At 41.3% G+C, this 20323-nt stretch carries 16 protein-coding genes; 15 read left to right on the top strand and 1 reads right to left on the bottom strand.

Features of this window, described 5'->3' with window-relative positions:
• Positions 1 to 22: 22 nt before the first annotated feature.
• The 15 genes from purL to ACSSWA_RS07790 all read left to right on the top strand — a co-directional run bounded on the left by purL (position 23) and on the right by ACSSWA_RS07790 (position 18762).
• Positions 23 to 2248: a phosphoribosylformylglycinamidine synthase subunit PurL gene (gene purL / locus ACSSWA_RS07860; protein ID WP_437356014.1), complete on the top strand. Its 2226-nt coding sequence runs from the start codon at positions 23 to 25 to the stop codon at positions 2246 to 2248.
• 9 nt (positions 2249 to 2257) lie between these two features.
• The gene (locus ACSSWA_RS07855) at positions 2258 to 3142 is read left to right on the top strand and encodes a YihY/virulence factor BrkB family protein (RefSeq protein ID WP_437356013.1); all 885 of its coding nucleotides are present in this window, start codon (positions 2258 to 2260) and stop codon (positions 3140 to 3142) included.
• Complete coding sequence (locus tag ACSSWA_RS07850) at positions 3126 to 3566, top strand: hemerythrin domain-containing protein (RefSeq protein ID WP_437356012.1); 441 nt, start codon at positions 3126 to 3128, stop codon at positions 3564 to 3566. Before ACSSWA_RS07855 ends, ACSSWA_RS07850 begins: the two co-directional genes overlap by 17 nt.
• A 4-nt stretch (positions 3567 to 3570) precedes the next feature.
• Entirely contained in the window at positions 3571 to 4551 is a 981-nt protein-coding gene (locus ACSSWA_RS07845; RefSeq protein WP_437356011.1) for an RHS repeat domain-containing protein, read from the top strand.
• A complete protein-coding gene (locus tag ACSSWA_RS07840; RefSeq protein WP_437356010.1) occupies positions 4551 to 5915 on the top strand; it encodes an MBL fold metallo-hydrolase in 1365 nt (454 codons plus the stop codon). Before ACSSWA_RS07845 ends, ACSSWA_RS07840 begins: the two co-directional genes overlap by 1 nt.
• A 60-nt stretch (positions 5916 to 5975) precedes the next feature.
• A complete protein-coding gene (locus ACSSWA_RS07835) occupies positions 5976 to 6371 on the top strand; it encodes a Ser-Thr-rich GPI-anchored membrane family protein (protein ID WP_437356009.1) in 396 nt (131 codons plus the stop codon).
• A gap of 61 nt (positions 6372 to 6432) precedes the next feature.
• The gene (locus tag ACSSWA_RS07830) at positions 6433 to 8247 is read left to right on the top strand and encodes a carbamoyltransferase family protein (RefSeq protein WP_437356008.1); all 1815 of its coding nucleotides are present in this window, start codon (positions 6433 to 6435) and stop codon (positions 8245 to 8247) included.
• A complete protein-coding gene (locus ACSSWA_RS07825) occupies positions 8234 to 8659 on the top strand; it encodes an SxtJ family membrane protein (protein ID WP_437356007.1) in 426 nt (141 codons plus the stop codon). Before ACSSWA_RS07830 ends, ACSSWA_RS07825 begins: the two co-directional genes overlap by 14 nt.
• An 11-nt stretch (positions 8660 to 8670) precedes the next feature.
• Positions 8671 to 8829, top strand: a complete 159-nt coding sequence (locus ACSSWA_RS07820) for a DUF5989 family protein (RefSeq protein WP_437356006.1) — start codon at positions 8671 to 8673, stop codon at positions 8827 to 8829.
• Between the two features lie 143 nt (positions 8830 to 8972).
• Entirely contained in the window at positions 8973 to 11798 is a 2826-nt protein-coding gene (locus ACSSWA_RS07815; protein ID WP_437356005.1) for a TIM-barrel domain-containing protein, read from the top strand.
• 10 nt (positions 11799 to 11808) lie between these two features.
• A complete protein-coding gene (galB, locus tag ACSSWA_RS07810; protein WP_437356004.1) occupies positions 11809 to 14229 on the top strand; it encodes a beta-galactosidase GalB in 2421 nt (806 codons plus the stop codon).
• Positions 14230 to 14240: 11 nt separating this feature from the next.
• Positions 14241 to 16184, top strand: a complete 1944-nt coding sequence (locus ACSSWA_RS07805; RefSeq protein WP_437356003.1) for a T9SS type A sorting domain-containing protein — start codon at positions 14241 to 14243, stop codon at positions 16182 to 16184.
• Positions 16185 to 16274: 90 nt separating this feature from the next.
• Positions 16275 to 17324 (top strand): HlyD family secretion protein, encoded by a 1050-nt coding sequence (locus ACSSWA_RS07800; RefSeq protein ID WP_437356002.1) that lies wholly within the window; start codon positions 16275 to 16277, stop codon positions 17322 to 17324.
• Positions 17325 to 18074 (top strand): polyphosphate polymerase domain-containing protein, encoded by a 750-nt coding sequence (locus ACSSWA_RS07795; RefSeq protein WP_437356001.1) that lies wholly within the window; start codon positions 17325 to 17327, stop codon positions 18072 to 18074.
• Positions 18067 to 18762, top strand: coding sequence for a DUF4956 domain-containing protein (locus ACSSWA_RS07790; protein WP_437356000.1), 696 nt, complete (start codon positions 18067 to 18069; stop codon positions 18760 to 18762). The genes ACSSWA_RS07795 and ACSSWA_RS07790 overlap by 8 nt, the downstream gene beginning before the upstream one ends.
• On the opposite strand, the gene ACSSWA_RS07785 is transcribed toward ACSSWA_RS07790, so the two are convergent.
• Positions 18759 to 20315 (bottom strand): 4Fe-4S dicluster domain-containing protein, encoded by a 1557-nt coding sequence (locus tag ACSSWA_RS07785; RefSeq protein WP_437355999.1) that lies wholly within the window; start codon positions 20313 to 20315, stop codon positions 18759 to 18761. The genes ACSSWA_RS07790 and ACSSWA_RS07785 overlap by 4 nt on opposite strands.
• Positions 20316 to 20323 lie beyond the last annotated feature (8 nt).

The following is a 20323-nucleotide window of genomic DNA, read 5'->3' as shown; positions in this document are numbered from 1 at the left end:
AAAATTTCCAAAGAGAATGAATATGAGAGAACCGGAAGTAAATTTAGAATTGGCCCTCGAGCACGGATTAACCGAAGAAGAATATAAAACAATTTGCGAACGACTCGGCAGGATTCCCACATTTACCGAACTCGGAATTTTTAGCGTAATGTGGAGCGAGCATTGCAGTTATAAAAATTCGATTGCCCTATTAAAAACGCTGCCGCGTTCGGGCGGCAGATTGCTTGTCGGAGCGGGCGAAGAAAACGCCGGCTTGGTAGACATCGGCGACGGAATGGCTGTTGCTTTTAAGATCGAAAGTCATAATCATCCCTCAGCCGTCGAACCGTATCAGGGCGCCGCTACCGGCGTAGGCGGAATATTGAGAGATATCTTTACTATGGGCGCGCGTCCTATAGCCTGTTTGAATTCCCTCCGTTTCGGCTCTCTCGACGATCCGAGAACCCGCTATCTTTTTGAAGGAGTGGTAAAAGGAATCGCCGATTACGGAAACTGTTTCGGCGTTCCGACAGTTGGAGGCGAAGTTTATTTCGACGAGTCGTATAAATACAATCCGCTTGTGAATGCCATGGCAATCGGAATCGTTAATACTAACCGTACCGCATCGGCAGTAGCAAAAGGAGAAGGCAATCCGGTAATGATTGTCGGCTCTTCAACCGGAAGAGACGGCATTCACGGCGCTACTTTTGCTTCCGAAGAAATTTCCGAAAAATCCGAATCGAAAAGACCTTCGGTGCAAGTGGGCGACCCGTTTACCGAGAAACTTCTGCTCGAAGCGACGCTCGAAATTATTAAGGAAGACCTGATCGTAGGCATTCAGGATATGGGCGCGGCGGGAATTTCATGCTCTACTTCCGAAATGAGTGCCAAGGGCAAATCGGGGATGGATATTAATCTCGACATGGTTCCTTTGCGCGAAGAAAATATGACGGCTTACGAAATTATGCTTTCGGAAAGCCAGGAACGCATGCTGGTGGTTGTGAAAAAAGGAAAAGAAGAACGCGTCAAAGAAATTTTCGACAAATGGGATTTGAACTGTGAAATTATCGGATACGTAACCGATGAACCGCTGCTAAAAATTAAACATCACAATGAATTGAAGGCATCTATTCCTCCGTACGATTTAGTGTTGGGCGGAGGAGCTCCGGTATATTACCGCGATGTTAAAGAACCCGAATATCTGAAAGAAATTACAAAACTCGATTTTAACGAGATACCCGAACCCGAATGCATTTCTGAGACGTTCGAAAAGATTTTTTCGTCGCCGAATATTGCTTCGAAAAACTGGGTCTATGAACAATACGATTCTATGGTTAGAACCAATACCGTAGTAGGACCGGGTTCCGATGCCGCGGTTATCAGAATTAAAGACACTCAAAAAGCAATCGCAGCCACTACCGATTGCAACGGAAGATATGTCTATTTGAATCCCAAAGAAGGAACGAAAATAGCCGTTGCCGAAGCTGCCAGGAATGTTGTCTGTTCCGGAGCGATACCTCTGGCTATTACGAATTGTCTGAATTTCGGAAATCCTTATAAACCGGAAATGTACTGGACATTCAAAAAAGCTATCGAAGGAATGGGAGAAGCCTGCCGATTCTTTAATACTCCGGTTACAGGAGGGAACGTAAGTTTCTACAATGAAAGCCCGGATAGAGCTGTCTATCCGACTCCGGTTATCGGAATGGTGGGAATTATCGAAAATATTGACAATGTTACAACGGCGGAATTCAAGGATACCGGCGATTTGATTTACTTGCTCGGCGAAGATTATGAAGAAATAGGCGGAAGCGAATACCTGAAAATAGCGCATAACATGGTCAAAGGTCAAATTCCGAGAATCGACCTCCAGACCGAAAAAGACCTTCATAATCTTATACTCGAATTGATCGAAAAGAAAATAATTAAATCTGCCCACGATATTTCAGAAGGCGGCATAATGGTAGCGCTCGCCGAATGTTGCATTATTAACAAGGAAAAACCGGTCGGCGCAAAAGTTCATATTCCCGTTAAATCCAGGGAGGATTTCTCGTTTTTCTCCGAAAGCCAGTCGAGAGTGATTGTTTCCGTGAGTCCGGATAATAAAGAAGCATTCGAGCAAATTGCTTCCAAGAGTTTTACTCCTTATACTTTCCTGGGCGAAACGACGGATAAAATCTTTTCGGTTAACGATCAGTACCAATTCACGCTGGAGCATTTGATTAAGCTCTATTATTCTTCCATTTCAGAAAAAATGAACATTGTTTGACCGGAAATAATGAATAAACTTTTTAATAGAGTCTATAACGTTCTGAAAGTATTGAAATATTATCTGTCGGGATTATACCACAGAATTGAAGAACACAATCTGTTCCTTTCGGGAGCGGGTATTGCTTATTCTTTATTGCTGAGCATGATTCCGCTTATTCTGCTGATTTTTTCTCTGCTCGGCAATGTATTCAACACAGCTCGACTCGAAAGGATAATTAATCAGATTATCCAATTGCTGCTTCCTTACAAGCAGTATGCCGATTATGCCAAAGAAGTTATTAACAGAAGGCTTCCCCAGGTAATAGAATACAAAACGCTCGCCGGGTATCTTGGCTTGATCGGTTTAATAGTTACGTCTACGTGGATATTCAGCAGTTTAAGAACAATTCTGAATCAAATTTTTCATACAAAAATCGAAAAGCACGCTCTTATCGGATTCTTGCGCGACATCGGAATGGTAATTCTCGTCGTTGTGTTTATTTCTCTTTCGACGCTAGTTTTTCCGATATTAAACATAATTGTGGAAAACGCGCAAAACTCCACTGTAATATCGTATGTTGAAATAGCCAAGGTATGGAATATCGCCGTTTGGGTAATATCTCTAATGGTTATGTTGTTCCTTTTTTTCCTTCTCTATTATCTGATTCCCTATGAACAATTACCGAAAAGGGTCGCGCTCGTGAGCGCGCTTTCAACTACTTTGTTGTGGGAGCTTGCCAGAAGTTTGTTCGGTTATTATATCCGTCATTTTCTAAATACTAATCCTTTTTACGGCGCGTTTGTTTTATTTGTGGTTATATTGCTGTGGATTTTTTATTCGTCGTGTATATTTATTGCCGGCGCGGAAATAGGACAATTGTACAGGGAGAGGTTGAATGAAAAGACATCATAGTTTGGTTGTGTTATCCAAAGAACACCATGACGGACTAATACTTGCACAGATACTGAAAAAAGGCGCTCCGGCTTACCGTGATTTACCCGCTGATCCGGAAGGAAAAAGAAAATATGCCTTGCGGTTTTATCGGGAAGAATTGATTAAACACTTTGATAAAGAAGAAAAAGTTCTTTTGCCGTTCTGTTCGGGTATATCGCCCGAACTCGACAAGCTGTTCCAAAAAATGCTCGAAGACCATAAGCGCTTGGAAAAATTGTTCGAACAACTGAAAAATGAAAATGACTGCGAAAAAACGATGCACGAAATAGGAACGCTCTTAGACGACCATATCAGAATGGAAGAAAGGGAATTATTCGAATCAGTTCAAAAACACGTGAATGAAGAAAAATTATCCTTACTTTCTCAAAAGCTAAAAGGATGAACATATGAAAAAATTTATGAAATCTTTAATGATGATAGTTTTTGTGCTTGTGCCGCTGATTACAATGTCTTTGATTGTTCAGTGCGGCAATGCTCAGGAGAATAAAACCGAGGAAATAAAAACCGTCAACGAAAAAAATGACGCAAAACCGGAAGAGAGCAGGGAAATAAAAGATCAGCCGACGAAAGAACTTGAAAAAGCCGCTCAACTAAAGGTTAAAGTGCGACGGAAAAAAGCGGGCTTCTTCTTGCGAAACGGCAAACGACCTTCCAAATTGACTCTTATAGAAGAACTCTTTTTCAACGAAAAGGGACAGAGAACAAAGCTGATAAGATATACGGCTACCGGCGGAACCGATCTGGTTTATCAATTCGCATACGACAATAAAGACAAACTGATTTCTACCGAAGTTTACGACAATTTCGGAAACCTTACAATGCGCAAAGAATCCGAATACGACGGCAGCGGAAACGAAATAAACAGGAGAATTCTCACCAGCAGGAGCGTTAACGAACAGAATATTCTATTCCAATACGATTCATTAAAGCATGTAATTAACGAACGCGAATACATAGGGGAAAATTTAAATACCGAAAAAAAATATTTTTATGAAGGCAACTTGCTGACAAAGGTAATGGGATATAACGCCAAAGGCAACCTGGTCGCTGAGATTGATTATGTCTATAACGATGATGGATATTTGATTAAAGAAATACAAAAAGCGGGCAGCTCGGTTAACGAAGTGGTTTACAGCTACGACGACCGGGGTAATTTGATAACGGTCAAAAACAGACAAACCGTTCGTCAAATGAATTATGACGAAAATAACAATCTGATTGAGGACAAATTGTACCTTTCCGACGGCTCGCGCCAATACAGAGTTACTTTTTCGTATTATAAAAACGGGTTGCAGCACGAAGAAATTCGTTATGCAAACAACGAGCGTCCCGCATATCTTGCTGTTTACGAGTATGAATTTTATTGATGATTAAGTTCCTGCCGATAGGAGGCGGCAAAGAAATTGGCGCCAATTCTTATTACCTTCAAATAGCAGGGACGGGAATACTCCTCGATTGCGGAATTCATCCGCGCAAGAAAGGACTCGATTCGCTGCCTTTATTCGATTTGTTGGAAAATTACCCGCTTGATTTTGTAATTATTTCTCACGCCCACCAGGATCATATAGGCGCGCTGCCGTTTTTGATAAAGAAATTTCCGCACGTAATTATTTATACGACTCCTTACACAAAGGAATTGGTGTCGGTTACTCTTCACAATGCGGTCAATATTCTCAAGAAAGAAACTGCCGGCGAAGATGGCATTTCTTTTTACACTCATGAAGAAATAGACCTTCTCGTAAGAAGCATTCGCGATTACGATTATCATGAGGAATTTGAACTGAACGGATTGAATTCCTCCTGCGAATTAAAAGGATGTTTCTACGGCGCCGGTCATATACTCGGTTCGGCAATGGTAATGATTAAAGCGGACGACAAAAAAATTTTATATACGGGGGACGTGAATTTGTCCGGTCAATCGATTCAAACGGGCGCCGACATTGATTCGTTGGGGAAAGCGGATTTATTGATAATGGAATCGACGTACGGCGATTCCGACACAAAATTAACGGGGAGCTGGGAATCCGAAAGAGTTCGTTTTATAAACGACTTGAATAAAATTATCTCGCAAGGCGGATCGGTTTTGATTCCCGTTTTTGCGCTCGGGAAAATGCAGGAAATGCTAATGCTGATTTATGAAGCCGTAAGAAGCGGCAAACTAACGGATGCGGAAATTTATACCGGTGGAATCGGCAGGGAAATTTCGAACATTTATGACCGTTTCCGCTACGCGGTAAAAAGGAAAAATCCCGATACGGAACTCAAAGAAATTCCTCAATCGAATTTGAATGATATTAACGATTATAACCATTTCAAAAAAAATCCCGGCTATTTGCTGGCGTCCAGCGGCATGATGCTCGAAGGCACAACTTCGTTCCAGCTTGCGGAATTCTTGCTCAGGCAAAAAAACTTTGCTGTCTTCGGCGTCGGATATATGGATCCCTCCACTCCCGGATATAAAATTATAAACGCCAAAAAGAATGACGCGCTGAAATTAACCGGGGATCGAGCAATTAAAGTGGAATGCGAAATTAAGCGGTACTATTTCTCAGCGCATGCGAACCGGGACAGTCTGATAAATTTCGCAAAGAGATTGAAACCCGGAGCAGTAATCCTTGTCCACGGAGAAGAATCCGCCCAGAATTGGATAGGATATCATTTGCTCGAGTCCCAACCGGGAGTTAAACTTTTCTCGGCGGAATTGGGGAAAGAAATTATTGTGGGGGATTAACTTTTTCATTTCAATTTTATCCGGATTAATATAACTTACGGCGGAAATTGAAGAATTGAGATGAGAAAGATTCTTCAGATATTACCTTTACTTATAATCCTCTGTTCATGCAGGGAAGAACTTCCGGTGGAAGAAACCCCGGTTTATCCGTCGGCATACATAAAATCCAAAATCATCTCTCCGTCGGAAGGCGATCTCTATTATACGGGTAACAAAATAAAGATAAAGTGGGAAATGCCGGGCAGCGTCGAAAAGGTTTATATTCGACTGCTCAGAAAAACGGTTGTCAAAGAGATTATTTCCGCCGAAACTGAAAACGACGGAGAATACGAATGGGATATTGACGTCAATATAAAACCTTCCATTCACTACAGAATTGAAATAACAAATCACGACTCGCATTATCCGGTTGTATTGAGCGATTACTTTATTATAAAATCCGGCTTGGCGCCTTAGTAAATCCGATTGTAAAATTGAACAAAAACTCCTAAGTTCAAATTCACAAAAAAATTTTTTAATGTATATACTCGGGATATCGGCATATTATCACGACAGCGCAGCCGCATTAATTAAAGACGGCGAAATTACAGCCGCCGCTCAGGAAGAAAGATTTACGCGTAAGAAACATGATTTCAGATTTCCGATTAATGCGGTTAATTTTTGTCTTGAATACGCGGGAATAGAAATTTCCGACGTCGACCTGGTTGTCTATTACGACAAGCCGTTCTTGAAATTCGAACGCCTGCTCGAAACGTACCTTGCTTATGCTCCCAAAGGCATTTCTTCTTTTTTGAAAGCAATGCCGGTATGGATTAAAGAGAAGTTGTGGATTAAAGAACAAATAAAAGAGAAACTTAATTACGACGGGAAAATTCTTTTTCCCGAGCATCATCAATCTCACGCGGCGTCGGCATTTTTCCCGTCGCCGTTTTCGGAAGCCGCGTTTTTGACTATCGACGGAGTCGGCGAATGGACGACCACAAGCTACGGTATCGGCAACAAAAATAAAATTAATATTCTTGCCGACATTAAATTCCCGCATTCAATCGGAATGCTCTATTCGGCTTTTACTTATTATACCGGATTCAAAGTAAATTCGGGCGAGTATAAAGTAATGGGGCTCGCTCCTTACGGCGTTCCCAAATATGCCGGTCTGATTTATGAGAACCTTATCGATTTGAAAGACGACGGTTCCTTCAAGCTAAATATGGAATATTTTAATTACTGTACCGGTCTTACGATGACAAACTCCAGATTCGATAAGTTGTTCGGAGGTAAGCCGAGAAAGCCGGAATCAAAATTAACTCAAAGGGAAATGGATCTCGCCGCTTCGGTTCAGGCAGTTGTTGAAGATGTAATTTTAAGAATGGCAAGGCACATTAGAAATGAAACCGGAATGAAAAAATTATGTCTTGCAGGGGGAGTGGCGTTGAATTGCGTGGCAAACGGAAAATTATTGAGAGAAAATATTTTCGAAGATATCTGGATTCAGCCGGCTGCAGGCGATGCCGGAGGAGCTCTCGGCACCGCATTGTTCGGATGGTATCAATATCTGAACAATGACAGAACAGCCGATGATACTGACGATTTCCAAAAAGGCTCGCTGCTCGGTCCCCGGTTCGATAATGATTATATAGAAGAGTTTCTAATTAAAAATAATATCCCGTACGAGAAATTAAACGACGACGAAATTATTAGGAGAACCGCCGGATTGATTGCCGAAGGAAATGTAATCGGCTGGTTCAGGGGGAGAATGGAATACGGACCCCGAGCCCTGGGCGCAAGGTCGATTCTGGGAGACGCTCGAAATCCGTCGATGCAAAAAAATATGAATCTTAAAATTAAATTCAGAGAAAGCTTCAGACCGTTCGCTCCTTCCGTTCTGGAAGAAAAAGCGGCAGAATATTTTAATATCGACCGTGAAAGTCCTTATATGTTGCTCGTTGCCGACGTTAAGGAAAATAAAAGATTAAATCACACGGCGGATGAAAATCTCTTCGGCATCGATAAATTAAATGTGGTTCGTTCGGAAATCCCGGCGGTAACGCACGTCGATTATTCCGCGCGCATTCAAACAGTGGACGAAAAACGGAACGCTGATTATTATCGTTTGATCTCCCGATTTTATGAATTGACCGGGTGCCCGGTTATTGTAAACACTTCTTTCAACGTAAGAGGAGAGCCGATCGTACGAACTCCTGAAGAAGCTTACAGATGCTTTATGCGTACGAATATCGACTATCTGGCGATGGAAAATTTTCTTCTCGATAAAAAAAGGCAGCCTGAATTTAAAGAGCAAGAAGACTGGAGGAAAGAATTTGAGCTGGATTAAAAATATCGTTGAAGAAGTAAACAGCCTTAAACCGGATAAAAAAACTATTAAGAAATTTCCGGTAATCTTCGGAATTATATTATCGTTGATTTATCTTTATTTTCTTTTTTTTGAAGGCAGCTCATACAATATATTGTTGGTTACGGCGATTATTTCCGGCTTGGCTTTTTTATTGCCTGTTAGGGTTATAGCTCCCTTTTATAAAATGTGGATGACTATTGCAGTCTTCCTGAGCTACTTCATGTCGAGATTTATTCTTGTTGTTTTATTCTATTTTATTGTTACTCCGATTGGATTATTATTGAGATTGTTCGGAAAAGATTTTCTTGATTTAAAAATCGATAAGGCAAAAAAATCATATTGGAATAAAAGAGAAGAAGGATATGAAAGCGATCCCGAAAAACAATATTAGGAGTATTTATAATGAGTAAAGTTTCCGTAATGAAAGAATTATGGCAATTCATGAAAGAACGCAAAAAATGGTGGCTGATGCCGATAGTAGTTTTTCTGGTTTTGCTGGGAGCTCTTCTTATTGTAACTCAAGGTTCGGCTCTCGCGCCTTTTATTTATGCTCTGTTTTAACGGCTTACCGGAAAGTGTCAAAGCGCTCAGTGAAATGTCGATTATTTTCTCTTAATGTGTTACCTTTGTAACATGTTTAACCGAACTGTTGATTGTTTCTGTTTCGTTAGCGAATTAAATAAAGGATAATAAAGAGGGGTAAAATGAGACTTGCCATATCCGCTTTTGCGGCGTTTGTTTTATTATTAGCCGCCGCTGCTTCGGCTCAAACCGGAAATAATAATTCGTTTCAATTGAAGACCGGCAGCGGTTCCGATACAAAACTTTTAAAAGTCGAATTCATCAATGATTATATTGTACACGTTTCGGCTTCGCCAGGAGATCAGTTTTCGTTCAGGAAAAGTTTGATTATCGACGAAAGCGTGAAACCTTCCGGCAATTTCAAAACCGAGGACAAAGGCGATTATATTTTGATGACGTCGTCTGCGCTAAAAGTCAGAATCGATAAATCGACCGAGAGGATTTCTTTTTATGACAGGGATGGTCATATTATTTTGCAGGAGCCTGAAAACGTTTGCAGGACTTTCGCGGACACAAATATTATGGGCGAAAACGCCTACCGAATCCTCCAGACTTTCCTGGCTTCGCCCGGCGAGGCTTTCTATGGCTTCGGAGCTCACCAAAACGGAATTATGAACTATAGAGGCGAAGACGTCGATTTATGGCAGTATAATATTGTCGATATTATACCTTTTATGGTTTCTTCCAAAAACTACGGCATTTTGTGGGATAACTATTCCCGTACGAAATTCGGTGATTACAGGGATTATATCTCGCTTAATAAAACTTTTGAATTGTTTACTAAAGAAGGTAATTCCGGAGGCTTGACGGCGGAATATTTTGAAGATGAAAATTTCCAAAAACTTCTGATCAAAAGACCGGAAGAAAGAATTGAACACGAATATATCGACAAAAACGATCCCTTCCCGGACGGTTTCGAAAAGGTTAAATCCGTAAGATGGGAAGGTTTTCTAAAAAGCAATAAAGAGGGTCTTCATAAACTGCGGCTCTATTGCTCGGGATATACTAAAATGTGGGTCGGCGACTCGCTTGTTGTCGATTCCTGGAGGCAAAACTGGCTTCCGTGGACTCACATTATAAAATTGGATCTGAAGAAAGGCGAAAGAAAAAAAATTAAAATCGAGTGGATTCATTCGGGCGGATATATCGGACTGAAAGCCTTGCCCCCATCCGGCGAAAATTATGACGGTATTATTTCTCTCCATTCGGAGGTCGCAGACCAAATCGATTATTACTTTGTTTACGGCAATAACCTCGACGAAGTTATTAAAGGCTACCGGTATTTAACCGGAAAAGCTCCCGTGATGCCCAAATGGGCGATGGGTTTCTGGCAGTGCAGGGAAAGGTACAAAACGCAAGACGAACTCCTCGAGGTTGTAAGAGAATATCGTAAAAGAAAAATTCCGATTGATAATATAGTTCAGGATTGGTTCTATTGGAAAGAAGACGACTGGGGAAATCACGATTTTGACCCGTCGCGCTTTCCCGACCCTGAAGGAATGATAAAAGAATTACACGACAGCCTCAACGCTCATATAATGATTTCGGTGTGGCCTAAATTTTACGTGGGCACAGCTCATTTTGAAGAATTCAAAAAGAACGGATGGCTTTATATGAGAAACGTTGATGTAGGCGAAAAGGATTGGGTCGGACCGGGATACGTTTCTACTTTTTACGATCCGTACAGCGAAGGCGCCCGAAAATTGTATTGGAAGCAAATTGAAAATAAATTGTTCTCAAAAGGAATTGATGCCTGGTGGCTCGACGCAACCGAACCGGACATCCATTCTAACCTTTCGCCCGAAGAAACGCTCAGAAGAATGGGGCCGACCGCGCTCGGAACTCCGGCTCGTTACAGGAATACTTACTCCCTACTGAATTCGAAAGCGGTTTACGAAGGACAGAGATTATCGAATCCCGATAAAAGAGTGTTTATACTCACAAGGTCAGCATTTGCAGGTCAACAGAAATACAGCGCGGCTACGTGGAGCGGAGACGTTGCAGCCAGATGGTATGACTTTAAGGTTCAAATTCCCGCCGGTCTCAATTTCAGTTTATCGGGCATTCCTTATTGGACTACTGATATAGGAGGTTTTGCCGTCGAACCGAGATACGAAAATCCTTCCGGAAAAGATTTGGAAGAATGGCGTGAACTAAATACGCGCTGGTTCCAGTTCGGCGCTTTCTGTCCGCTCTTTCGTTCTCACGGGCAATTCCCGTACAGAGAAATTTTTAATATTTCTCCGGAAGGTCATCCCGCATACGAATCGATGGTTTATTACGATAAATTGCGTTACAGATTAATGCCTTATATCTATTCTCTTGCAGGCATGGTAACATTTGAAGATTACACTATAATGCGCGCTTTGATTCTCGACTTCCCTGACGATAAAAACGTATTTAATATTTCCGATCAGTATATGTTTGGTCCCGCATTTTTGGTTAATCCCGTTACCGATTTCAAAGCTCGCTCCAGAAAAGTTTATTTACCGGCGGGAGCCGACTGGTACGATTTCTATACCGGTAAAAAATATACCGGAGGCAAATCGATTGCGGCGGACGCTCCTTACGAACGTATTCCGTTATTCGTCAAAGCGGGTTCCATTATTCCTATTGGCCCGGGAATTCAATATACCGGTCAAAAACAAGCCGACACTCTTACGTTATTTGTTTATGCCGGCGGAGATGCTTCTTTCGTTTTGTATGAAGACGAAGGAACGAATTATAATTACGAAAAAGGACTTTATTCGACCATCGAATTCAAATATGACGAAACCGACAAAGAACTGGTCATTGGCGAAAGAAAAGGCGAATTCCCCGGAATGCTTTCCGAAAGAATAATCAATATCGTTTTTATAAACTCCGATTCGCCGAGACCGTTTGAATTTAATATCAAGCCTGACCGCGTCGTCAATTATAACGGCAAAGAAGTTAAAATAAAATTGTAAGAGGATCATAATGAAATTAGGAATCGTCAAAGTTTTTATCGTATTGAGTTTTATAGCGAATGCGATTTCCGGTCAGTCTTTGGAAATTAGAAAAGTCGAAAATTTTTGCGAAGGCTGGAAATTTCATTTAGGCGACATAACAAACGGGAACGACCCGTCTCTCAACGATTCGCAGTGGCGCAGATTAAATCTGCCTCACGATTGGAGCATTGAAGGAAAGTTCGACGAAAATAATCCCGCCACTGTCGGAGGCGGAGCTTTGCCCGGAGGCGTCGGTTGGTACAGAAAAGAATTTAGCGTGCCTTCTTCTTATTCGGGTAAACGCATTTTTATCGAATTCGACGGAATTTATATGAACAGCCGGGTATGGATTAACGGCGTTTATCTGGGCAACAGACCGAACGGCTATATCTCATTCAGGTATGAATTAACAGATTATCTTAAGTACGGAGATAAAAATCTTATTGCGGTAAAAGTCGACAATTCGAAGCAGCCCAATTCCAGATGGTACAGCGGTTCCGGCATCTATCGCAACGTGCGTCTGATTGTTACGAATCCCGTTTATGTCGATACATGGGGAACATACATAACAACGCCGCTTATATCCGATTCCGTTTCGGAAGTTAATCTTGAAATTACTCTTCGTAATGCTAATAAAAAAGATGCTTCGGTAAATGTAAAAACCGTAATTTATGACGCCGGCATGAAACAAATTGCCGCATCGGAAACGAAGGCGGAAATTCCTGCCGGCGGAAATAAAAAAGTTATACAGAAATTCAACGTAGAAAAACCGAAACTCTGGTCGATAGAAAATCCGTATTTGTACAAAGCGTATACGGCAATATACGAAGACGGTAAAATTCAGGACGATTATATTACTCCGTTCGGAATAAGAACGATTAATTTTGACGCCGCAGGAGGATTCTTTCTCAACGGAGAGCATATTAAAATAAAAGGCGTATGCAATCATCACGATTTGGGAGCTCTCGGCGCAGCCGTGAACAAACGGGCTGTCGAAAGACAACTCGAAATTCTCAAAAGAATGGGAGTTAATGCAATAAGAACGTCGCACAATCCGCCCGCACCCGAACTGCTCGATTTGTGCGACAGTATGGGTTTTCTTGTTATGGACGAAGCCTTCGATATGTGGAAAAAGAAAAAAAGCGAATTTGATTATGCTCTCTACTGGGACGAATGGCACAAGAAAGACCTTGAGGATATGATCTTGAGAGACAGGAATCATCCGAGTATCATATTATGGAGTATAGGAAACGAAGTTCTCGAACAATGGGACAAGGAAGATTCGCTGGGCATCAAAATTACGCGAGAGCTTGTTTCGATTGTAAAAAATCTGGATACCACGCGCCCCGTAACCGCGGCGTGCAACGGCACGTCTCCCGACAATCCGTTATTCCTAAGCGGAGCCCTTGATATTATCGGTTTTAATTATCACCACGAAGAATATCCGGATTTCCCGGCTAAATTTCCCGGTCAAAAATTCATTGCCACCGAAACTAATTCAGCTTTGGCTACGCGCGGGCATTACGATATGCCATCGGACAGTATAAGAATCTGGCCGGAAAGATGGGATAAACCTTTCCACGACGGCAATCCGGACAATACCTGCTCGGCATACGACAATTGCAGAGCGCCCTGGGGCTCGACGCATATCGACACGTGGAAAATTGTTAAGAAGTTTGATTTTGTATCCGGTATGTTTATCTGGACGGGCTTAGATTATCTGGGAGAACCCACGCCCTACGGCTGGCCTTCGAGGAGTTCTTATTTCGGAGTTGTCGATTTAGCAGGTTTCCCTAAAGATTCTTACTACTTTTACCAGAGCGAATGGACGGATAATAAAATGCTGCATCTTTTTCCGCATTGGAATTGGAATAACGGCGATCCGGTTGATGTATGGACTTATACAAATTTATCGGAAGCGGAACTCTTTTTGAACGGCAAACCGATTGGGAAAAAAATCAAATCCGACGAAAATATGAGATTAATCTGGCCTTTGAAATTTGAAAAAGGAACGTTGAAAGCTGTAGGCGCGTCGCCGGGCGTTGCGCTTGTGAAAAAAAATTACACAGCAGGCGAACCTTATAAACTGAGATTGGAAGCCGACCGGAATGTAATAAGGGCGGACGGCAAAGACCTCTCTTTTGTAACCGTGAAAGTACTGGATGAAAAGGGAAATTTGATTCCGGATGCGGATTACTATGTCGAATTTGAAATTGATGGTCCCGGAAAAATTGTGGGCGTGGATAACGGTCTGCAAACAAGTCATGAACCGTTTAAGGCAAATTACAGAAGGACATTCAACGGCATGTGTCTGGTAATTATTCAATCGGATAAAAATTACGGGGAGATAAAATTGAAAGCTGTCGCTGAAAATCTAATTCCGTCCGAAATTATTATTTATACGAAATAAGGGGCGAGGGTATGAAGAAATTCTTAATAATTGCCATATTGTTAACGGCGGCTGTTATGCCTGTAATTGCGCAATCGGATACTAATTGTTTCCTGATCGATTTCGAACCTAAAGAAGCAGTCGTCCCCGAATATATCGATGCGGTTAAACCGGATAAACCGGCTGATGTGGCTGTTACAATTGCAATGGCGGACACAATCGGTAAAATATCCGGATATATCTTCGGAAATGCATTGGCGGTCTGGATAGGCAACGATCCGATTTACGACCCGGTTTTTGTTAATCATGTAAAAAAACTGGCTCCGACGTTAATTCGTTATCCCGGCGGAAGCTGGTCAGATATCTTTTTCTGGAATGGCATTCCCAAGGATGTTCCTCCGACCGTATGGGACGGAACACAAAATAAATGGGTGGAGTTTAGACCGCAACCAGAAAAAAGTAATTGGCCTACCACAGTCGATAATTATTATCGATTAAGAGAAGAAGTTTCCGCTCAAGGTTTGATTACAATAAACTACGGCTATGCGCGTTACGGAACGGGAGACGACCCGGTAGCCGAAGCGGCTCATCTTGCAGCCGATTGGGTGCGCTATGATGCAGGACGCACAAAATTTTGGGAAATCGGAAACGAAAACGGCGGTCCCTGGGAAGCCGGGTGGAAAATCGACACCGCCCTAAATAAAGACGGTCAGCCGGAAATCATTTCGGGCGAGTTATACGGAAAACATTTTAAGATATTTGTCGATTCGATGAAAGCCGCTGCCGCAGAAATCGGTGCCGAAATTTATATCGGAGGACAGATACTTCATTTCGACGGCACAAACAGTTGGAATCCGGTCGACAGAGCCTGGAACGCGGGATTTTTCAAAGAAGGCGCCGACGCCGCGGATTTTTATGTTATTCATAATTATTTCGGACAGACGAAAAATGCAAAATCTTTATCTTTGCTCGACGTCGCTTCCAGCGAGGTAAAGAAAAATATCGAATTTATATTGAAAGATATATCGGCAAAAAATGCGCCTTTGAAACCGGTCGCTTTAACGGAATATAATATGAACAGCACGGGAGGCGAGCCGGATTTGCCGAAAACATCAATCATTAACGGTATGCAATCGGTAATACTTTTTAATGAGCTGATTAAATATAATTTCGGCATGTCTGCTCGATGGCTGCTTGCAAATTGGAAAAGCGACGGTATGTTCTACCGCGGCGATAATCAAAGTATTCCGGCGTGGAATCCGCGTCCCGATTTTTATTACATCTATTTCTTGCAAAAATTCGTAGGAGACCATTCGATTAAAACGGAAGTGAAAGGTAATTCGCAGGTTTTGGCTTACTCTTCTTCTTTCGCTTCCGGACACGTAGGAATGGTTATAGTAAACAAATCGACTGCAGCGCAAACAGTTAAGATATATCCCGCCGAGTACGGAGTGGGCAATAAATATTATGTCTATTCGCTGACGGGGGGAACGGACAACGGCGATTTTTCACAATATGTTTATGTCAATAATGAATACGGACCTACGGACAAAGCGCAGGGTCCTCTAGCCGTACTTGATGAAATACCGGCTCTGGCTTATGAAGTGGAAGATGAAATAAAAGTTGAATCGCCCGCGCGTTCTGTACAATTTATATTGATTGAGCCGGGAAGTAATATTGTATCGGTCGAAGGTCCGGAGCCTGTAAATCATGAATATCGCCTTTACCAGAATTTCCCGAATCCGTTTAATCCGGCGACAAATATTTCGTTTAGTCTGCCGCGTAATGAAACCGTATCTTTAAAAGTTTACGATATTTTGGGAAGGGAAGTTGCCTCGATATTACAAAATGAAAATTTGTCTGCGGGATATCACGAGTACAGTTTCAACGGCGAAAATTTAGCATCCGGCGTTTATATCTATAGCCTTCACACCGGAGAAAAAATCCTGAACGGGAAGATGACTCTGATTAAATAACGAGGGCGTCAATAAATAACAAAGAAATTTGCAATAAAATGAAATAATAAAGAACTCTAAAAAGTCTAATGTTAATAAATTGTTAAATTTATGATCTACAGAAAGAAAAAATATACGTCGCTTGCGGCTGTACTGATAACCGCCCTGGTTATATTGTTGATAATTAATTTAGTGGTAACTTTTGACCTGCGGTTGCAAACGATTGCGAAAATCGCGCCTTATGAATCCCTCGATGTGATATTATACGACAACGGCGAACTGGAAGCCAGACATTATTGTTTCGGAAAAACCCCCGGACTGTTTTCTTTCGTTCCTGAACGAGGGGACAATATCGAAATCACTTCCCTTCCCGTTTATTCGGACAAAATCAATTCGGGAGATACTCTGATGTCTGTCTGTTCAGACCGGCTTCAACATGAGATAATAAAACTTGAAGCCGACCTCTCGAACGCTGTGTCCGAGCTTGAAGTATATAAAACAGGAGAAAAATCTCAAGTAATTGAAGCCGCGCGAAATAAAATCCGCCTCGCCGAAAAAATTATTGAACGGCAGCTGCTCCAATTTCACAGAGCCGATTCGCTCTATAAAAAGGACTTAATATCATCGGACGAATATGAATCGTATAAATATTCTCTCGAACAGAGCAAAATTCAGAAAGCTATTTATGAATATGAACTACGGAATCTTATGACGGGCACTAAAAAAGAACTAATCGATTTCATGAAATCGAAAATAAGGGGCTTAAAGAATGAATTGGAGAATTTAATAAGAAGTAAAAACAAACTACAATTGATTGCTCCGTTTGACGGAATTGTCCTATACAGATTTAATTCGGACACACTCTTTTCAGTATTGAATGCAGACACTCTTATATTGCGAGCGCCCGTAAAAGTGAAAGACAAAGATTATCTGCAAACAGGAAAAAAATATAATATTAAACTCGATGACGGCAATGTTATTTCCGGAAAATTGCTTAGTGCCGAACCCGAAATCAAATACATAGAAAACCAAAATGTGATCTTTTGCTCTTTTTCATTCGACAATTCGAATCACAAATACAGTCCGGGCGCGATCTATCCCGTGGAGCTGATTCTGGGAAAAACAAACTTGAAAGAATATTTACGGAGGCTGTTCGAATAAATGTCGCGCATTGAAAACAAATATTGGGTGGCGGTAGAAAATCTGGATGAAATGAGAGGGTTCGTTTTGAATTATATGAACCACGACTATTATTCGGAAATTATGAAAAATAAATTTTATACCGTAAGAAGCGTCTATCTCGACAACGACCAATACGACGCTTATTATGAAAAAACGGCGGGTCTCGAAAAAAGGAGTAAGTACAGGATAAGAGCTTATAATCAGATGAATACCGGTAAAACCGTTTATTGCGAAATTAAGAGTAAGATCAAGGAATATATTAGCAAGGAAAGATTTCCGATCGCTTTCAGCGAAGTTGCGGATTTTCTCGTTAATCCGGATATGTTAAAAATCAAAAATCATTCGGCGGATTATAAATTGCGACTTATGGCAGCTAATAATTTTATATACAGCGTTAAGAAAAAAAATATGAAGCCCGCGGTTAATGTCGTCTACGAAAGGGAAGCTTTCGAGTGTAAATACGGATCGGGACTCAGAATTACTTTCGATATGAACTTACGAGGTGCCGAAACAAGCTCGGTAAATAATCTCTTTGACGAAGATTCATTGAGAGAAGTAAAGGAAGGATATTTTATACTCGAAATAAAATACGGACGTATGTTGCCTTCGTGGGTAATGTCTTTGGTGAACCGTTTTGGCTTGAGAAAAGAAGCGATATCCAAATATGTTTTGTGTCTTGAAGAATGCAAAAATAATATTCCTAAAATAAATCGGATAAATAATGATTGAAAATTTCCAATCGATCAATCTCTTTTCGCCCGGTATTGGAGAAATAAGCGTTAATCTGATAGTGGGGCTTGTATGCAGTTTTATTGTATCTATGGTATATCGTTTTACTTACAAGGGACCGGGTTACTCGGAAAATTTTGTCAATTCGCTCGTGTTTCTGTCAGTGATCACGGCGCTGGTTATTATGGTTATCGGAAATAATCTGGCGCGAGCATTCGGACTGGTCGGCGCTCTTTCTATTATCAGGTTTAGGACTGCAATAAAAGATACTATTGATATCGTCTATATTTTTTTGGCGCTTGCCATAGGAATGGCTGCCGGCGTCGGTTACCATAAAGTTGCCGTGATCGGTACGATTTTTATCTCGGGCATTTTAATTCTTTTCATGAAGACCAATATCGTAAATTTCAGGAGCAATCAATACATACTTACGTTTTCCCTTAAAACGGAAGATTATTCTGCGGATGATTTTGAAAAGATAGATTCAAAAATAAAATCCGCCATAATCAATTTTTGCAATAGTATGGAAATGATAAATATGAGAACAAACGAAGCCGGCAAAACAATCGATTATACATTCTACATCACGATCAATAAAAATAAGAACAGCGGCGAACTCGTAGCGAACCTGAAAAATCTCGAAGGAGTGGTCAACATAAATCTGTTCTTCGACAAACAAAATATTTAAAAGGGGAAATCGGCGCCAGTGTCAATTTCCTGATGCTTGTCTTCAGATTCGGGATTGATTTTGGCTGTCTTATGCTCGGGATTACCTTCCACGTAAATTGCTTTATACGGCTTGACCGGGCACGCATGTTCGCATGCGCCGCATCCGATACAATAGTCTTCTCTAACTTCCGGTATAAACAAATTGTTTTTGTATGGAATCATGTGAACCGCTTTTGTGGGACAATGTTCCGCGCATGCTCCGCAATCTGTATTTTGCGTTTTGACAACGCAATTATCTTCGACGAATTTTGCAACGCCCAATTGAGTGAGCTTTTTGTCTTCGACGGTTAACGGCATTATAGCCCCCGTCGGACATACTTCGGAGCAGAGTACGCAGTCGAAATTACAAAATCCTGCATTGTTATTCAGATGCGGCTGCAGCATGCCATTTAATCCGTATTCCAAAAACGATGGCTGCAATACCTGAGTCGGACACGCGCTTATACAGAGATGGCAAGCCGTGCATGAATTATTGAAACGCTCCAAACTTATTGAACCGGGAGGCGATACGGCGAATTTCCTGAAAATCGGAACCGCGCTCGGTTTGGTAACGACGATTTTCTTTTGTAGCTTTTGTCCGAGAAATGTAAGCGACGACAAATAAACCGCGCTTTTTATTACAAAATTCCGCTTGCCTTCATCCGTTCCTTTCTCATATCTTTTTTTATTCTTACCGCTCGAATAAACTATGCCTTTTGTGGGACACGCCGAAATGCAGTTGAAACACATCACACAGTTTTCATGATCAACCTTTTTGTTATCGCTGTCGATACAGTTCCCTTTGCAATCCCTTTCGCACAAACCGCAACTGAGACACTCTTCGTTTTTAATTCTTATCTTAAATAACGAATAACGCGAAAGCAACCCCAGCAGAGTTCCTACCGGGCAAATTAAGTTACAATAATGTCTTCCTCTGGTATAAGCTAAATAAACAATTAACACCAAATAAAAGAAAGCCGCCAAAAAAGGGACGACATTAAACGCTTTTATTTCCGCCGGATATACAGAATAGATGTCGAAGTAAGTTAAAACAGAAGAGACAAGATTGTTAATAAAAATTATAGCCGGTCGCAGAAAATTTCCTGCAAGCCTTCCGTAAATGCTGTACGGATCCAATAAGAGAAAACCCGTGGCAAAACCGATAATCAAAAGCAGGAAAGGAATTGCCATTAGCGTTATCTTAACGTTTATGTTAGGCTTTATAAAACTTAGTCTTCTTTTGCGTTTTTTTATTTTTTTTGCGATGTAATTAATTACATCCTGAAGAATTCCGAGCGGACAAATAGTCGAGCAGTATATTCTTCCGAACAGGACGGTTAGTATAAAAATTAAAATAAAGCCCGCCGACGTGAAAGTAAACAAGAGAATGCTTTTTAGTAAAGATGGAACAAACTGAAAAAACAGAACCGTATTGATTAAACCGGCAGAAACGCTGTTGGTGAAATCGACTAATATATATGTAACAGGAATAAAAAATATGATTGCCAGAACCACGCGAATTTTCTTCAACAATCCCGCTC

Origin of the sequence: Melioribacter sp. Ez-97, from assembly GCF_051488665.1 — a bacterium.
Taxonomy (GTDB): Bacteria; Bacteroidota; Ignavibacteria; order Ignavibacteriales; family Melioribacteraceae; genus Melioribacter.
Note: the sequence above shows the minus strand (reverse complement) of the source record. Positions and strands in the feature narration are given on the sequence as shown.

Excerpts from the sequence above, each read along its gene's own strand:
- purL (WP_437356014.1), top strand. The coding sequence starts at position 23 with ATGAGAGAACCGGAAGTAAATTTAGAATTGGCCCTCGAGCACGGATTA.
- ACSSWA_RS07855 (WP_437356013.1), top strand. The coding sequence starts at position 2,258 with ATGAATAAACTTTTTAATAGAGTCTATAACGTTCTGAAAGTATTGAAA.
- ACSSWA_RS07850 (WP_437356012.1), top strand. The coding sequence starts at position 3,126 with ATGAAAAGACATCATAGTTTGGTTGTGTTATCCAAAGAACACCATGAC.
- ACSSWA_RS07845 (WP_437356011.1), top strand. The coding sequence starts at position 3,571 with ATGAAAAAATTTATGAAATCTTTAATGATGATAGTTTTTGTGCTTGTG.
- ACSSWA_RS07840 (WP_437356010.1), top strand. The coding sequence starts at position 4,551 with ATGATTAAGTTCCTGCCGATAGGAGGCGGCAAAGAAATTGGCGCCAAT.
- ACSSWA_RS07835 (WP_437356009.1), top strand. The coding sequence starts at position 5,976 with ATGAGAAAGATTCTTCAGATATTACCTTTACTTATAATCCTCTGTTCA.
- ACSSWA_RS07830 (WP_437356008.1), top strand. The coding sequence starts at position 6,433 with ATGTATATACTCGGGATATCGGCATATTATCACGACAGCGCAGCCGCA.
- ACSSWA_RS07820 (WP_437356006.1), top strand. The coding sequence starts at position 8,671 with ATGAGTAAAGTTTCCGTAATGAAAGAATTATGGCAATTCATGAAAGAA.
- ACSSWA_RS07815 (WP_437356005.1), top strand. The coding sequence starts at position 8,973 with ATGAGACTTGCCATATCCGCTTTTGCGGCGTTTGTTTTATTATTAGCC.
- galB (WP_437356004.1), top strand. The coding sequence starts at position 11,809 with ATGAAATTAGGAATCGTCAAAGTTTTTATCGTATTGAGTTTTATAGCG.
- ACSSWA_RS07805 (WP_437356003.1), top strand. The coding sequence starts at position 14,241 with ATGAAGAAATTCTTAATAATTGCCATATTGTTAACGGCGGCTGTTATG.
- ACSSWA_RS07800 (WP_437356002.1), top strand. The coding sequence starts at position 16,275 with ATGATCTACAGAAAGAAAAAATATACGTCGCTTGCGGCTGTACTGATA.
- ACSSWA_RS07795 (WP_437356001.1), top strand. The coding sequence starts at position 17,325 with ATGTCGCGCATTGAAAACAAATATTGGGTGGCGGTAGAAAATCTGGAT.
- ACSSWA_RS07790 (WP_437356000.1), top strand. The coding sequence starts at position 18,067 with ATGATTGAAAATTTCCAATCGATCAATCTCTTTTCGCCCGGTATTGGA.